This window comes from Hydrogenophaga sp. PAMC20947 (genome assembly GCF_004795855.1).
In the GTDB taxonomy this organism is placed as follows: Bacteria; Pseudomonadota; Gammaproteobacteria; order Burkholderiales; family Burkholderiaceae_C; genus Hydrogenophaga.
Map to the genome: position 1 here is coordinate 3870068 of NZ_CP039252.1, position 15083 is coordinate 3885150.

Annotated in this window: 11 protein-coding genes; 5 read left to right on the forward strand and 6 right to left on the reverse strand. The window is 63.8% G+C overall.

Going from position 1 to position 15083, the window contains the following annotated elements; translation table 11 throughout:
- The first annotated feature begins 18 nt into the window (after nt 1-18).
- The 4 genes from E5678_RS22835 to E5678_RS17750 all read left to right on the forward strand — a co-directional run bounded on the left by E5678_RS22835 (nt 19) and on the right by E5678_RS17750 (nt 5630).
- A complete protein-coding gene (locus E5678_RS22835; RefSeq protein ID WP_281728078.1) occupies nt 19-1458 on the forward strand; it encodes a methyl-accepting chemotaxis protein in 1440 nt (479 codons plus the stop codon).
- A gap of 53 nt (nt 1459-1511) precedes the next feature.
- Nucleotides 1512-3089: a methyl-accepting chemotaxis protein gene (locus tag E5678_RS17740; RefSeq protein ID WP_136179760.1), complete on the forward strand. Its 1578-nt coding sequence runs from the start codon at nt 1512-1514 to the stop codon at nt 3087-3089.
- Between the two features lie 132 nt (nt 3090-3221).
- The gene (locus tag E5678_RS17745) at nt 3222-4736 is read left to right on the forward strand and encodes a M20/M25/M40 family metallo-hydrolase (protein WP_136179761.1); all 1515 of its coding nucleotides are present in this window, start codon (nt 3222-3224) and stop codon (nt 4734-4736) included.
- Between the two features lie 36 nt (nt 4737-4772).
- A complete protein-coding gene (locus E5678_RS17750; protein WP_136179762.1) occupies nt 4773-5630 on the forward strand; it encodes an alpha/beta hydrolase in 858 nt (285 codons plus the stop codon).
- Nucleotides 5631-5666: 36 nt separating this feature from the next.
- Here E5678_RS17750 and E5678_RS17755 read toward each other — a convergent pair whose 3' ends face one another.
- The 6 genes from E5678_RS17755 to E5678_RS17780 all read right to left on the reverse strand — a co-directional run bounded on the left by E5678_RS17755 (nt 5667) and on the right by E5678_RS17780 (nt 12381).
- Nucleotides 5667-6167, reverse strand: a complete 501-nt coding sequence (locus tag E5678_RS17755) for a YidB family protein (RefSeq protein ID WP_136179763.1) — start codon at nt 6165-6167, stop codon at nt 5667-5669.
- A gap of 87 nt (nt 6168-6254) precedes the next feature.
- A complete protein-coding gene (locus E5678_RS17760) occupies nt 6255-7430 on the reverse strand; it encodes an MFS transporter (RefSeq protein WP_136179764.1) in 1176 nt (391 codons plus the stop codon).
- Nucleotides 7431-7488: 58 nt separating this feature from the next.
- Nucleotides 7489-8544, reverse strand: coding sequence for a 3-deoxy-7-phosphoheptulonate synthase (locus E5678_RS17765; protein WP_136179765.1), 1056 nt, complete (start codon nt 8542-8544; stop codon nt 7489-7491).
- 211 nt (nt 8545-8755) lie between these two features.
- Nucleotides 8756-10336 (reverse strand): phospholipase D family protein, encoded by a 1581-nt coding sequence (locus tag E5678_RS17770; RefSeq protein ID WP_136179766.1) that lies wholly within the window; start codon nt 10334-10336, stop codon nt 8756-8758.
- Nucleotides 10337-10538: 202 nt separating this feature from the next.
- On the reverse strand, nt 10539-11273 hold the full coding sequence (locus tag E5678_RS17775) for a 16S rRNA (uracil(1498)-N(3))-methyltransferase (RefSeq protein WP_136179767.1): 735 nt from the start codon (nt 11271-11273) through the stop codon (nt 10539-10541).
- A gap of 16 nt (nt 11274-11289) precedes the next feature.
- Nucleotides 11290-12381: a phosphotransferase gene (locus E5678_RS17780; RefSeq protein ID WP_136179768.1), complete on the reverse strand. Its 1092-nt coding sequence runs from the start codon at nt 12379-12381 to the stop codon at nt 11290-11292.
- Between the two features lie 185 nt (nt 12382-12566).
- Between E5678_RS17780 and E5678_RS17785 the strand changes: the two genes are divergently transcribed.
- The gene (locus E5678_RS17785; RefSeq protein ID WP_136179769.1) at nt 12567-15080 is read left to right on the forward strand and encodes an LPS-assembly protein LptD; all 2514 of its coding nucleotides are present in this window, start codon (nt 12567-12569) and stop codon (nt 15078-15080) included.
- Nucleotides 15081-15083 lie beyond the last annotated feature (3 nt).

A 15083-nucleotide genomic window follows, 5' to 3' on the forward strand; every position in this document is an offset into this window, starting at 1 on the left:
CGAAACCGAAAGATGAACATGAATCCCACAGCAAACCCTTCCTCCCAAGACCATCTGGATCCTCAAGCCTTGTTGGGCGACAAGGTTCTGTTGGCGACCGTGGCGCTCAGCGCCGTGGCCGCGGTGGTTTTGGGATCGGTCTATTACGAACTGAGCCTGGCGATCATCGGCGCGCTGGCGCTGGCGGGGTTCGCGCTGGCCGGCTTTGTGTGGGCGAGGGGAACCTTGACGTCTCGCATGGTGCTGACGGTTGCCCAAGCGGGCCTCGTCATATTGCACATCCAGCTGGCCCACGGTGAGATCGAGTACCACTTCGGCATCTTCGTGACCCTGGCGCTGTTGCTGGTCTACCAAGACTGGCGCCCCATTTTGCTGGCGGCCGTTTTGTTTGCCGTGCACCACGTGATGTTTGACCGCTTGCAGGCGGCGGGCTTTGATTTCTATTGCCTGAGCGAACCCAACTTCGGCCGCGTGATGTTGCACGCCGGCTATGTGGTGATCCAGACCTCGCTGGAACTGGCGCTGGCCGTTGGCATGGCGCGCACAGCACGACAGGGTCTTGAGCTCACGCGCCTCGTTGAGGCGGTTGATCAGCCAGACGGCATCGTGCTGGATGTCAGCGACATAGCGGTCACCACACAAGGTGCCCTTGCCCTGCAATCTGCGCTGCAGCGCATGCAGGTCGTGGTGGCGTCGGTACAGGATTCGTCCACCCAGATTGAAGCCGCCAGCCGCGAAATTGCGCTGGGCAACCAGGACCTGAGCGCCCGCACCGAACAGGCCGCGAGCAATCTGGAGGAGACCGCAGCCAGCATGGAGCAGGTGAACAGCACGTCCCGGCAAAGCGCCGAGTCGGCACGCCAGGCCAGCCAGATGGCGGTTGCGAATGCCGAAGTCGCGGCACGTGGCGGCCATGTGGTCAGCCAGGTGGTCTCGACCATGGACGAGATCAACCACAGCAGCAAAAAGATCAGCGACATCATTGGCGTGATCGACGGCATTGCTTTCCAGACCAACATCCTGGCGCTCAACGCCGCTGTGGAAGCGGCCCGTGCCGGCGAGCAGGGCCGGGGCTTTGCGGTGGTGGCCGGTGAGGTGCGCAATCTGGCGCAGCGCAGTGCCGAGGCGGCCAAAGAGATCAAGACCCTGATCGGCACCAGCGTGGACCGGGTCGAAGCGGGCAGCCGGCTGGTCGCCGAGGCGGGGGAAACCATTGGCGAGGTGGTGAACAATGCGCAGCGAGTGGCCGACATCATTGCCGAAATCACGGCCGCCAGCGGTGAGCAATCAGCCGGTATGGGCCAGGTGAACACCGCAGTGAACCAGCTCGACCAGATGACGCAGCAGAACGCTGCGCTGGTTGAAGAGAGCAGTGCCGCCGCCGACAGTCTGAGAGACCAGGCGGTGTTGCTGACGCAAGCCATCCAGATCTTTAAGCCCCGCCCTGTGGCGCGCTGACCCGATCGGTTGGGGAGCGTTCGCCTGCTTCAGAACATCGAAACGGGATTCCGATGCAAGTTTTTATGCGCCGTTTTTCCATTCGCTTTCGGATGATGGCTGCGATTGGTGTGGTGCTGTGCCTGCTGATCCTGATTGGCGGGGCCGGATTTTGGGGCCTGCAGCACACCGCGCGGCTGAGCGACCGGTTTGTCACCCAGGACTTTCAGAAAACGGTCACCTTGTCGCGGCTGCGCATGGCCTTGGCCGACACCAGCCGGTATGAGAAGGACATGGTGATTCAGTACGAATCGCCAGAACAGCTGTCACTGGCCAGCTTCTATTGGGAACGGTCGCGCAAATCGGTGATTGAAAATCTCGCGCTGATGCAAACCGATCCACAAGCCGACGTGTTGCCTCTGGTTCAGCGCATGCAGCAAAACCTCGATGCCTATGTCAAAGAGGTGGAGCCCGTGGTGCAGCGCATTCAGACAGGTGCTTTCGTTTCGGCCACTGTGGCCAACCGGGCGCTGGTCAAAGCCCAAGAGCGCTATGCCCAGCTGCTCAACGACATGAAGCAGATAGAAACCCTCATGTTGGCGCGGGCCGATGCGTTGCACAGCGAGGGCAGGGCGACCACGCAAGAAACCCTGATCGGATTTGCCTTGGCGCTCGCACTGGCGGTCCTGGTGGTGGTTCCCGCCACACTGGCCAATATGCTCAGCATCTGCCGTCCGCTCGAAGAGGCCCAGCGCGTGGCTTCCGCCATCACCCGAGGCGACCTCACCCAACAGATCCCGGGCAAGGGGCGCGATGAGCTCACGGCCTTGATGCAGGCGCTGTCCGAAATGCAGGGCGCGCTGTCCCGCATCGTGGGTGAGGTTCGCCGCACCACCGATGGCATACACACCGCCAGCCGCGAAATCGCTTCAGGCAACCAGGATTTGTCTGTGCGCACGGAGCAGGCGGCCAGCAATCTGCAGCAGACGGTCGCCAGCATCGATCAGATCACGTCGACCTTGCGTCAGAGTGCCGATGCGGCCCGCCAGGCGACCGAGATGGCGGTAACCAATGCGGCGGTGGCCCAGCGCGGGGGGCTGGTGGTGGCCCAGGTGGTCTCGACCATGCAGGACATCCACGACAGCAGCCAGAAGATCAGCGACATCATCGGCGTGATCGACGGCATCGCCTTCCAGACCAATATCCTGGCTCTCAACGCGGCGGTCGAAGCCGCTCGCGCAGGTGAGCAAGGCCGTGGATTTGCCGTGGTGGCGGGCGAGGTTCGCAACCTGGCCAAACGCAGTGCCGACGCCGCCAAGGAAATCAAGTCGCTGATCGCCAACAGCGTTGAGCGTGTTGCCACAGGACGTCGCCTGGTGACCGAGGCCGGCACGACGATTCAGGACATCGTGGTCAATGCGCACAAGGTGTCTTCTTTCATCGCCGAGATCACCACCGCCGCCCACGAGCAGTCGGACGGCATCGGGCAGGTCAATGCCGCTGTGGGGCACCTCGATCAGATGACACAGCAAAATGCCGCTCTGGTGGAGCAAGGTGCAGCGGCCGCTGAAAGTCTGAGGGATCAGGCCGGGCGCCTGACCGAAGTGGTCCAGGTGTTTCAGCTGAGTGCGGCCGACCCCACCCCAGCCTGACGAGTGCCGCGGCCTCGGGGTCGATGGCGGAGTGGATCTCATTCCAGGCCCTGCTGGGCGGCCTGCTCGCCTCTGGCTCCCTATACTTGATGCTCGCGCGGTTCGCGCACCCATCGAAGGAAGCCAGCTGCCATGAATGCCCGCCTGTCCCCCGACGTCCTGCCCCTGGAGGCCCAGGCCTTGCAAGCCCACGTGGACGAAGCCTGGTCACAGCGCATCGTGCCTGCGTTGCAACGCTACATTGAAGTGCCCGCCAAATCGCCTGCTTTTGATGCCGATTGGGCCGCACATGGCTTGCTGGACCGCGTGGTGCACAGCGCGGCCGACTGGGTACAGGCGCAGCAAGTGGCCGGCTTGCGCCTGGAGATTCTTCGCCTGAACGATGCGGCCGGGTCGCCGCGCACGCCGGTGCTCTTTTTTGAGATCCCGGCCAGTGCGGGGCAGGACGGCACGCCCGCGCCCGCCTCGGGCCAGACCGTGCTCATGTACGGCCATCTCGACAAACAGCCTGAATTCACCGGTTGGCGCAGCGATCTGGGCCCCTGGACCCCCAAAATTGACGATGGCAAGCTCTATGGCCGAGGGGGCGCTGACGATGGTTATGCGGTGTACGCCAGTGTCGCCGCCATTCAGGCACTCAAGGCCCAGGGCGTCGCCCATCCGCGCATCGTGGGCCTGATCGAAACCTGCGAAGAAAGCGGGTCTGGCGATCTGCTGCCCTATGTGGATGCTTTGCGTGCGCCGGGCAACAACCGTCTGGGTGATGTGGGGCTGGTGATCTGTCTGGACAGTGGCGCGGGCAACTACGACCAGCTCTGGCTCACCACCAGTCTGAGGGGCATGGCGAGCGGCGTGCTCAAGGTCGACATTCTCACCGAAGGCGTGCACTCGGGCGACGCGTCGGGCCTGGTGCCGTCGAGCTTTCGCATCATGCGCCAGGTACTGGACCGCCTCGAAGACAGCGCCACCGGGCGTTTGCTACCTGCCAGTTTTCACTGCGAAGTGCCTGCAGAGCGTGTGCAGCAGGCCCAGGCCACGGCCGCGATTCTGGGTGATGAAATCCACAAGCGGTTCCCCTGGGCCCACTACGATTGCGGGGGCTCTTCGGTCTTTGCCTTGCCCACCACGACCGATCCCGTCGAAGGCTTGCTCAACCGGACCTGGCGCCCCACGCTGTCCGTGACCGGGGCCGACGGCTTCTCCGAAATTCGCAACGCGGGCAATGTGTTGCGCCCCTACACCGCGTTCAAATTGAGCTTGCGCCTGCCGCCGCTGGTGGACGCAAGCGCCGCTGTGCAAGAGCTGAAGCAGCTGCTGGAGGACAACGCGCCCTACCAGGCAAAGGTGACTTTTGAGAGCCAGGGCTCGGCCAGTGGCTGGAATGCGCCCACAAACATTCCCTGGTTTGAGCAAGCGTTGCAGCAGGCCTCCCAGGCCCACTTTGGCGCTGGATGCGGCACCATTGGGCAGGGCGGCACCATTCCGCTGATGAATCTGCTGAGCCAGGGGTTTCCGCAGGCGCAGATGATGGTGTGTGGTGTTTTGGGCCCCCGGAGCAATGCCCACGGCCCCAATGAGTTTCTGCACCTGGACTATGCGCGGCGCCTCACAGCGTCGGTAGCCCAGGTCATTGCCCGCATGCCCTGAACTCTTCACACGCCAACGCCCATCCGGGGACCCTTCATGACCGACTCCACCCAAGCGCCTTTCACCTTGCGCGATGGCCTCAACGTTGCGCTGTTTGATTGGCCTTTGCCCATGCGCTGGCGCCCGCGTGGGGTGGTGTTGATCGTGCACGGCCTGGGGGAGCACGCCTGGCGGTACGACACGCTGGCCCAGCGCTTGAACCAATGGGGTTTCCACGTGCGCGCCTACGATCAGCGCGGGCATGGGGAGTCGGGCGGCCACCGTGGCGTGCTGCCGGTGGAAGATGCCTTGCTGGATGACCTGCTCGAGGTGCTGGATGACACCCGCGCACACATTGCCGAGCCATGGGCCTGCCCTCTGATCTTGCTGGGTCACAGCATGGGTGGTCTGGTGACCGCCACTTTGGTGCAGCGAGACCTCGCACCGGTGGATGGTCTGGTGCTGTCCTCCCCCGCACTCGATGCCGGCATTGGGGGGGTGCAAAAACGGCTCATCAAACTGTTGAACCGCTGGGCGCCCAACCTCACCCTGTCCAATGGTCTGGACGCACGCCAGATTTCTCACGACCCCGACGTGGTGGCCGCTTACCAGAAAGATCCGCTGGTGCACGACCGCATTTCAGCGCGCCTCGCGCAGTTCATCGACAGCAATGGACCGCGGGTGGTGGCCGAGGCGCCCTTGTGGCGTGTGCCTACCTTGCTGATGTATGCCGGTGCGGATCGCCTGGTTCGTCCCGAGGGCAGCCGCGCGTTTGCCTCGGTGGCGCCTCCAGCCATTGTGCAAGGCCATTGTCTGGAGGGACAGTTCCACGAAATCTTCAACGAAATCGATCCTTCGCAGGCGTATGCCTTGCTCAAGCAGTGGCTGGAGCTACGCGCGCCTTCGCCTCGTTGACCGTTGGGTCCGGGCGGGCGCGGCGGGTTGCCTGCCTCAGCGCTTGTTCAACATGCCACCCAGCATGCCCATCAAGTCACCCGAGCCACCGCTCTGGCCACCACCCAGCAAGCCGCCGAGGGCGCCCATGCCGTTGTCGTCTGGCACTTGCCCCTGGGGTGTGAGTTTGTCAATCAGACCGGGCAACAGATCAGCCATGGTGCCCGCGGCCTGTTCCTGGCTGCCACCCATTTGCTGGGCGATCATGCCCATCAGGTCTGGGCCGAGGGCGCCGCCAACGGCATCCGGCGACACCGCCTGGTTGCTGCCCGTGCCGACCCACGAGGCTGCGGCGTCGCCCAATCCGCTCTGTTGCAGTTTGCCGAGGACGCCGGAGAGGCCGCCGCTGCTGTTCATGAGCGCGCCCACGATGCCCATCAATACCTGGGGGTCGAGTCCACCCGTGCCGCTGCCGCCGGCTTGTGCCTGGTTGTTGCCGGTGAGCGAGCCCATGGCGGCGTTGGTGGCTGCGCCGATCAAAGAGTCCATCAGTCCCATATCAATTCCTTTTCGTGAGTTGGTTGACAGGAGCGCACTGCCGATCAGCCCGCACCCACAAGACGCATCAGCGATGTAGCGCCAAGGTCATTGGCCATTGTGGGCGCTGCGTTGGCGCCACGCAAGCCAGGCCAGGGCCGCTCCGGTGAGCACAACAGGCACCAGCGAACCCAGGTTCAACAGCTGCCAACCCTGGGTGGTGACCAGGGCTCCGGAGGCAAACGAGGTGACCGCCATGGTGGCAAAAACAAAAAAATTGATAGCAGCCTGTGCGCGGTCTTTTTCCTCAGGCCTGTAGGCTCTCAGCGACAGTGTGGTGCTGCCGGTGAAGAGGAAATTCCAACCGACTCCCAGAAAAAAGAGGGCGATGATGAACTGGTGCAGGTCCACGCCGGACAGCGCAATGGCAATACAGACCGCATTGAGGACCACGCCCACGCCCATGATGGGCAACACGCCAAAGCGCTTGATCAGGTGGCCGGTGAAAAAACCCGGTGCAAACATGCCAATCACGTGCCACTCCAGCACCAACGCCGCATCGCTGAACTCGAAGCCACACACCTGCATGGCCAGCGGTGTCGCCGCCATGAGCAGGTTCATCACGCCGTAGCCCAGTGCCGCGCTGATGGCTGCCACCATGAACACCGGTTGGCGGATGATTTCGGACAGCGGACGTCCCGGATCGTCGCTGGCTTTTTTGGGCGGTACGGGCGGGAATCGCAAGAAGGCCATGATGGCCATCGAGACGAGGGCGACCCCGGCCAGCGAGAGGTAGGCGCCCGCGAATGGCACGTCCAGCAGGTTGCGGGTGCGGCTGGCCAGATTCGGCCCCAGCACCGCGCCCACGAGGCCACCCGCCAGCACCAGCGACACCGCTTTCTCGCGGAATTCGGGCTTGGCCAGTTCGGCTGCGGCAAACCGGTAGAGCTGACCATTGGCGCTGTAGTAGCCGGCGATCACGGTGGCCGCAACCAGCAGCCAGAAGTTTTTTTCTATGGCCGCCCAATAGCAGAGCAAGGCCGACAAGACCGCCACCACCAAGCCCAGCTGGAACGAGCCCTTGCGACCCAGCGCCGTCTGGGAGCGCGCCACCAGGGGCGTGGACAGCGCACCGCCGACCACATAGCCCATCACCGGCAAGGTGGCCATCCAGCCCAGGGGAGCCAGCGACAGCCCCACCAGGCCATTGATCGCAATGAAGACCACGTTGTTGGTGAGAAAGAGGCCTTGTGCGGCGGCCAGCAGCCAGAGGTTCTTGTTCATAAGCCGTCGTTTATACAGTGCACCAAGTGAAGCGGCGCACACGGCCTTCAAGGCAGACTCAACCCCGTCGTGCGCGCACCGCTTGCGCCAGTCCTTCCAGCACCGGCACCACGTCGTCAAATGCCAGGCAGGCATCGGTGATGCTTTGCCCATAGGTCAAGGGCTGTCCTGGTTCCACCTTCTGGGTGCCGGCGACAAGGTGGCTCTCCAGCATCACCCCGATGATGGCGCGCTCGCCGCCCGCGATTTGCTGGGCCACGTTTTCTGCCACGGCAGGTTGTTGCTCGCAGCGCTTGCCGCTGTTGGCGTGGCTGCAATCCACCAGGATGGCTTCGGGCGCGCCGGCCTTGTTCAGCAGCGCTTTCGCTTGTTCGATGTGCGGGGCTTCGAAATTGGGTCCGATCCGGCTGCCGCCGCGCAGCACCAGATGCCCGTGTTCGTTGCCCGAGGTGGTCAGCACTGCGGGTGCCCCCTGGTGGGTCAGCGAGGGAAAGGAATGGGGGTGCTGCGCCGACATGATCGCGTCCACGGCCACTTGCAGGTCGCCATCGGTGCGATTCTTGAAGCCCACTGGCATGGACAGGCCCGAGGCCAGCTCCCGGTGGATCTGGCTTTCGACGGTGCGCGCGCCGATAGCACCCCAACTGATCAGATCGGCGTAGTACTGACCCAGCGTGGTGTCCAGAAATTCTGTGGCAATGGGCAGGCCCACTTCGGTGATATCGAGCAGCAACTGGCGGGCCAGCCGCAGACCGCGGTTGATCTGGAAGCTGCCGTCCAGCGCCGGATCGTTGATCAAGCCTTTCCAGCCGACCACCGTTCGCGGCTTCTCGAAGTACACGCGCATCACCACGAGCAGGTCGGGCGCGAGCCGTTGCGCCAGCGCCTCCAGACGGCGTGCGTATTCCAGCGCAGACACTGGATCATGAACCGAACAGGGACCAACGATGGCCAGCAGGCGGTCGTCCTGGCCGGTGACCACCCGCGCGACCGCGCGGCGGGCTTCATGCACGCGAGCAGCGGCGGCGTCGCTCATCGGCAGCTCATCGGCCAGGATGGCGGGGGAAATCAACGGGCGGGTGCTGCGGATGCGGACGTCGGCGGTGGTGGGCATAGGGTAAAAATGGACGCAAGGGACGTGGAGGATCTTAAGCGCCCCCGGTTGTGAGACGGGAGGATCTGTCCCAACTCGGTGAGGTGTTGCGGACAGCATGTGCACCGAACAAGGCTCCATGGAGCGCGCAAATGGGCGCAGCGTGCGTTCGCCCAGCGGCGTGGGTCTGGCGGCCGGTCCGTTGCCCTGCGCAAAATCAAAGCCTTCGCTCTCACAGCAGCCATTCGATCGGCAACCATGACAGCAGCTTGACCATGGTCCGCTTCCACAGCCGGGTCTGTGGCTCCGCAGGGTGCAACTGCGGAGGCGCTGCGGGCGACGGGCGGTCTAGCCATTCAATGCGGCCCTCGCCGTTCAGCCGCAGCGTGTAAGCACGTGCGGCCAGGTGGTTCTCAAAAACATCGGCGATGGCCGCTGCCATGGTCGGGCTGTCGATGACCAGACCCGATTCGGTGTTCAGCGCTGCAGACCGTGGGTCGAGGTTGAAGGAGCCGACGAAGGTGCGGCGGCGATCGAGCGCAAAGGTCTTGGCGTGCAGGCTGGCGCCCGAACTGCCCGCCAAACCCCGGTCCGAACGCCGTGAGCGCGCGGCCTCACCCCGGTCGGGCTTGAGTTCGAACAGTTTCACGCCCGCCGCGAGCAGTGCAGGCCGGCGTTTGGCGTAGCCGGCGTGGACCGCCGGCACGTCCGTGGCGGCCAGCGAGTTGGTCAGCACGCTCACCGCGACGCCTTGGCTCATCAGTTCGGTCAGCGCTTCGGTGCCCCTGGCGGTGGGCACAAAATAGGGTGAGACCAGCAGCAGCTCCCGTTCTGGCTTGCCCAGCACCTCCGCCAAGCGCTTGGGCAGCAACGCTTCAGGTGGGGCTTGTCCCAGCCCTTTCGCGGGGTCGTCGCTGACCAGGCGCACGGTGGTCCACTCCAGCTCCAGCTCCCCGGCCACCAGGCGCCGGACAAAGTCCGATTTCGCCAGAGCGGTCAGGTAGGGCTCTGCTGCCCGGTTGCTGCGCACCTGCGCGGCCCCCTGGGTCAGAGCGTCAAGGGCCTGTGGTGCGGCGGCAGGCAGCAACGATGCCACCGGGTAGGCCGAGGCACTGGCCCAGTAGCGATCGAAGTCGGCAGACACACGCGGCACCACCGCACCCACCGCGAGCACATCCAGGTCAACAAAGGAAACGGCCTGGCCTGCGTCGAAATATTCGTCACCGATGTTGCGCCCACCCATGATGGTGGCCTGGTTGTCGGCCGTGAACGATTTGTTGTGCATGCGGCGGTTCAGCCGGCCAAAATCGGTCAGGTAACCGAGCCAGCGCCAGTTGCGTTGCACAAACGGGTTGAACAGCCTGACCTGGATGTTGGCGTGGCTGTCCATGGCCGCCAGGATCTCGTCCAGCCCTTCGGTGTTGTTGTCGTCCAACAGGAGGCGCACGCGCACACCGCGGTCTGCTGCCTGCCGCAACGCCTGCATCAGCAAGGTGCCGGTGAAATCTGGGTGCCAGATGTAGTACTGCACATCCAGGCTGCGTTCGGCCGCTTCGGCCAGCAACATGCGCGTGGCAAAGGCTTCACGTCCTTCGGCCAAGGCAAGCACGCCGGATTGACCTGGATGCGTCTGCGCGGGTGGTGCGCTGGCCTGCCCCAGCCGCGTTGACGCTGTGTCGTCAAAGGCGCGGGTTTCGTGGCGCCCTTCAAGCGCTGGCAGCACGCCGCAACCCGACAGCGAGGCGACAAGCGCCAGGACGCTGCACAACGGCGGCCTGGTGCGGTGGGTGGTGCGAAAAGGGATGGTGGACATGCGACGGAGGTCTGCAGCGCGTTGGGCTGCTGACCTTGGGGGCTGATTCAGCCGAGCTTGGCCACTCCATTGCGGTGGGTGTGACGAGTTCTGCCAGCGCGACCCGCCTGCCAATCTCCATGCTGCTGCCCAGGCGCAGCCGCGATGATCTTGTTTCGCAGACCGGCATGCAGCGGGGCCCTCTGGTGTGGCTGACGGTGGCTCAAATGGCCAGTGCCGCCATCAAGGCCGCCAGCGCTGCCGTTTCTGCCCGCAACACACGCGGTCCCAGTGATACCGGCGCAAAGCCGGCGCCCCGTGCCTGGGCGTCTTCGGCCGCAGACAGTCCGCCTTCGGGCCCACTGAGAAAAAGAATGGGCTGGGTGGCCGCGAGCCCGGTCCGCAGCTCGGGCAGGCGGAGCGCGCCGTCGGCCAAAGAGAGCACACAGCGCAACGCTTTCGTGTCTTCACCCGCAGACGCCTCCTTGAGCCAGGCGGCGAATTCGCGCACCGGATGCACCGCCGGAATGCGGTTTGCGCCACATTGTTCGCAGGCCGCCACGGCGACCGACTGCCAATGGGCCTGCTTTTTGAGGGCACGCTCGCCACTGAGCCGCAACACACTGTGTGAGGTGTGCAAAGGTTGAATGCTGGCCACGCCGAGCTCCGTGGCTTTCTCGACCAGCCAGTCCATGCGGTCGTTGGCGGGCATGCCCACGGCCAGGTGCACCGCACGCAGGGGTTCGCGCTCGAGATCGTGGTGGGCGTCAACACGCACGGCCACGGCGGAGCGCCCCATGCGCAAGACGGTGGCGCTGTGTTCACCGCCATCGCCGTTGAACAGGGTGATGGTAGAGCCGGGTTGCAGGCGCAGCACCTGCACATGGCGGGCGGCTGAGGCAGGCAGATCGAATTCGGCGCCGATGGTGAGGGGAGAAGGGCAGTGGAAGCGGGGCATGGGGTGTGGCCGTTGATCAGACGCGCCCAAAGGCATAACCCGATGCGGCCTCCAGGCCTTCGACTTTGTCGATGTACCTGAGGAAAGGGCCCAGTTCGCGGTAGCGTCCCGCGGCGTGGCGGATGTAGTGAATGAAGCGCGGCGTGTCCGCCAGGTATTTGGGCTTGCCATCCCGCAAGGTCAGGCGGGCAAAGATGCCGGCCACTTTGAGGTGGCGCTGAAGGCCCATCCATTCCACGGCGCGGTAGAAAGCGCCAAAGTCGCCGTGCCAGTCTTCGAAATCCATCAGACCGGCTTTGCGGGCTTTTTCCCAATAGCGGATGGTGACCTCGAGCACGAAGTCTTCTTCCCAGGTGAGAAATGCGTCGCGCATGAGGCTGGCGATGTCGTAGGTGATGGGTCCGTAAACGGCATCCTGGAAATCGAGCACACCGAGTTGCTGGGCCGAGGTTGTCCCGGGCTGCGTCGGAATCATCAGGTTGCGCGGCATGAAGTCGCGGTGCACGTAGACACTGGGCGCGGCCAGGTTGCGCTCGACGATGGTGTCAAAGGTCTTTTTCAAGGTTTCGGCTTCAGCGCCTTGAAGTGTGAGCCCTTTGTGTTGCGCGAGGTACCAATCAGGGAACAATTGCAGCTCGCGGCGCAGCAGGGGTTCGTCGTAGGGCGGCAGCACACCAGGTTTGGAGGCCAGTTGCCAGGCCAAAAGCGTGTCTGTGGCCTGGTTGTAGCGCTCAAAGTTGGCGGCCGGGACTTCGGGCTGGATCTGCTCCATCCAGGTCTGCTGCCCCAGGTCGGGCAGGAGCATGAAACCCTGGGGCTCGTCCCAGGCCAGGACGTCGGGCACCAGCAGGCCCGCGGTTTTCATGAGTTGCGCAACCTGCACAAATGGCTTGCAGTTCTCCTTCTCGGGCGGCGCGTCCATGATGATGCGGGTGCCGCCGGTGTGGGTGTCGATCCGCAGGTAGCGGCGGAAACTGGCGTCGGCTGAGGCTGGACGCAAGCTGTTGATCACCAGCCCCTGGGGGCCGCTGAGGGCAGAGAGCCACCCGCCAAAGGCTGCCTCGCGGAGAGGTTCGGTCCAGGTCACGTCGGTGCTGAGAGGGGTCATAAAGCAGGTGTTGGGGTCAACACGCAAACCGCGCGCTGAAGGGCGTAGGATAATCGCCTGAGAGTTTACTGATCCCTTGCGACGGCGCCCTGGGCGGCCGTGTGCTTTTCGTGGCCCTGCTGATATGCTGCAGGTGGCCGATTCCCCAGCGTTCTAAGACGGCCGTTTTGCCTCACACCGCCTAGATGAAATCTGCCAAACACACTCTCAAAACTTCCCGGCGCAGCCTGTCTGGAAGCGCAAAGCGCTTGTCCAAGCCCGCGCCCTTGCCTCGGCTCCAGCGCCTGCAGGGGCCCGCTGGCGTGCCGCAACCCACCTTGGTTTCGCTGGCCGTTTACGGCGCGCTGGCTGCACTGGCGCTCGGCTCAGTCGTGGCCCAGACCAGCGCCTGGGCCCAGGACGTGGTCCAGGACACCGGAGCGCCGCTGAGTCTGAAGTCCGGCGGCGAACTGCTTGAGACCTTGCCGGTCGAGGTACGGGATGCCCTGCCAACCTTTGTGCGCAGCCAGAGCATGGAAAGCAAGTCCCAGACGCAGACTGTGTTTGAGGGCGAGGTCGAGCTGCGGCGTCATGACACCGTGATTCGTGCCGACCGCCTGGAGTTCGATCAGCAGAGTCAGGAAGCCAAAGCCAGTGGCAACGTCTTGATCAACCGCAACGGTGATCGGTTCACCGGCCCCGAGATGCAAATGAATGTGGAGACCTTCAAGGGCCACTTCGAGCAACCCGAATACCAGCTGCTCAAGAATGGTGGTGTGGGTGATGCCAGCCGCATCGATTTTGTCGATCGCAATACCGTGGTGGTGCAGGATGGTCGCTATTCGACCTGCGAGCGCTTGCCGGGCAGCCAGTGGATGCCCGATTGGCTGATCCGGGCCTCCAGCATTGAGCTGGATACCGCAGAAGATGTCGGAACGGCCAAAGGCGGTGTCCTGGAGTTCAAGGGGGTGCCCATACTGGCAGCGCCCTATCTCACCTTTCCGCTCAGCGACAAACGCAAGTCGGGCGCCTTGCCGCCCAGCATGAGCATTGACAGCGACAGCGGTGTTCAGTTGGCGGCACCCTACTATTTCAACATCGCCCCCAACATGGACGCCACCCTCACGCCCCGGGTGATGTCCAAGCGCGGCGTGGACCTGGGGGGGGAATTGCGCTACCTTGAACCCAGCTTCAGCGGTTATGTGCAGGGGGCCTTCATGCCCTCGGACCAGCTCCGCGATGAAGATCGCTGGTCCTATTCCCTGCAACATCGGCAGACGCTTGTGCCGGCATTTGCGGGCGGCAGTGATATTGGCTTGCGCTTGAGGCTCAACCGCGTGAGTGACGACAATTACTGGAGCGATTTTCCGCGTTCCATCACAGGACTCACCTCCCGGCTATTGGGCTCGGATGCCACGCTGGGCTGGGCCAAGGGGCCATGGTCAGTCGGGACTGGCGTGTACAAATGGCAAGCGCTGCAAGTGGATGATGCAACCTACACGCCGCCTTTCGACATATTGCCGGTTTCGTGGGTCAACTACAGGCAACCGAACCAGACGATTCTCGGATCACCCGACTGGGACGTTTCGATGCAGTCCAACTTCACCCGGTTTGAACGCTCAGCGCTGGCGGCCGATTCGACATTGAGCAAGGGGGGGGATCGCACCTTGCTCATGGGCCGTCTGTCGCGGCGTGTGCAGGCGTCGGGCTGGTATGTGCAGCCCAGCGCCCAGTTGCACGGCACCCAGTACAGCACCATTGGCGCCAATGGTGGTGCCAATGTGGCTGCGTCGCGGGTGGTGCCCACTCTGAGCGTGGACAGCGGCTTGACGTTTGAGCGCTCGACACAGTTCTTTGGCACCGATTTCACCCAGACCCTGGAACCCCGGGCCTTCCTGACCTGGACACCCTACCGTGACCAAAGTGGGCTGCCCAACTACGATTCAGGTTCGCGCGATCTCAGCCTGGCCACCCTGTATGCGGAAAACGCCTTCAACGGCAGCGATCGCATCTCCGACACGCGTGCGGTGACCATGGGCGCGAGTTCTCGCCTGATCTCGCCTGACACTGGCGCCGAGGTGGCTCGCCTGTCCCTTGCTCAGCGGTATTACCTGACCGACCAAAACGTGACGCTGCCCGACGAAACAGCCGTGAGCAAGGGTTTCGGCGACATGCTGCTGTCTGGTCGTGTTCAATGGGATCCTCGCTGGTCACTGGACTCGACGGTGCAGTTCAACTTCGAAGACAACCGGAGCGAGCGCCTGACGGTAGGTGGCCGTTACGTCCCCGGACCTTACAAAGTGTTAAGCGCGGCTTATCGCTACGATCGTGATGAGACGAGTGAGTATCTGGACCTGGGTTGGCAATGGCCGTTGGCCTCCCTCTTGGGCCGCGCACCAGATCCATCGCCGGGCCGGGCCCTGGGCCCCAACCAGTGGTACAGCGTGGGTCGCATCAACTACAGCATGCTCGATCGCAAAGTGGTCGATCTCGTGGCCGGTTTCGAATACGACGCTGGCTGCTGGCTGGGTCGTGTGGTGTTGCAACGCCTGCAGACCAGCACCACCGAGTCCAACGAGAGCATTCTGTTCCAGCTCGAGTTCTCCGGCTTCTCCAGGGTAGGCGCCAGTTCGTTGCAGAGCCTGCAGACCAACGTGCCGGGCTACCGCTACCTGCGTGAGGAAGTCAACCCGCCGAGCCGGTACCCTACCTACGACTGATGA

What these genes read in the sequence shown, in the direction of transcription:
- E5678_RS22835 (WP_281728078.1), top strand. Translation starts at nt 19, where the DNA reads ATGAATCCCACAGCAAACCCTTCCTCCCAAGACCATCTGGATCCTCAA.
- E5678_RS17740 (WP_136179760.1), top strand. Translation starts at nt 1,512, where the DNA reads ATGCAAGTTTTTATGCGCCGTTTTTCCATTCGCTTTCGGATGATGGCT.
- E5678_RS17745 (WP_136179761.1), top strand. Translation starts at nt 3,222, where the DNA reads ATGAATGCCCGCCTGTCCCCCGACGTCCTGCCCCTGGAGGCCCAGGCC.
- E5678_RS17750 (WP_136179762.1), top strand. Translation starts at nt 4,773, where the DNA reads ATGACCGACTCCACCCAAGCGCCTTTCACCTTGCGCGATGGCCTCAAC.
- E5678_RS17755 (WP_136179763.1), bottom strand. Translation starts at nt 6,167, where the DNA reads ATGGGACTGATGGACTCTTTGATCGGCGCAGCCACCAACGCCGCCATG.
- E5678_RS17760 (WP_136179764.1), bottom strand. Translation starts at nt 7,430, where the DNA reads ATGAACAAGAACCTCTGGCTGCTGGCCGCCGCACAAGGCCTCTTTCTC.
- E5678_RS17765 (WP_136179765.1), bottom strand. Translation starts at nt 8,544, where the DNA reads ATGCCCACCACCGCCGACGTCCGCATCCGCAGCACCCGCCCGTTGATT.
- E5678_RS17770 (WP_136179766.1), bottom strand. Translation starts at nt 10,336, where the DNA reads ATGTCCACCATCCCTTTTCGCACCACCCACCGCACCAGGCCGCCGTTG.
- E5678_RS17775 (WP_136179767.1), bottom strand. Translation starts at nt 11,273, where the DNA reads ATGCCCCGCTTCCACTGCCCTTCTCCCCTCACCATCGGCGCCGAATTC.
- E5678_RS17780 (WP_136179768.1), bottom strand. Translation starts at nt 12,381, where the DNA reads ATGACCCCTCTCAGCACCGACGTGACCTGGACCGAACCTCTCCGCGAG.
- E5678_RS17785 (WP_136179769.1), top strand. Translation starts at nt 12,567, where the DNA reads ATGAAATCTGCCAAACACACTCTCAAAACTTCCCGGCGCAGCCTGTCT.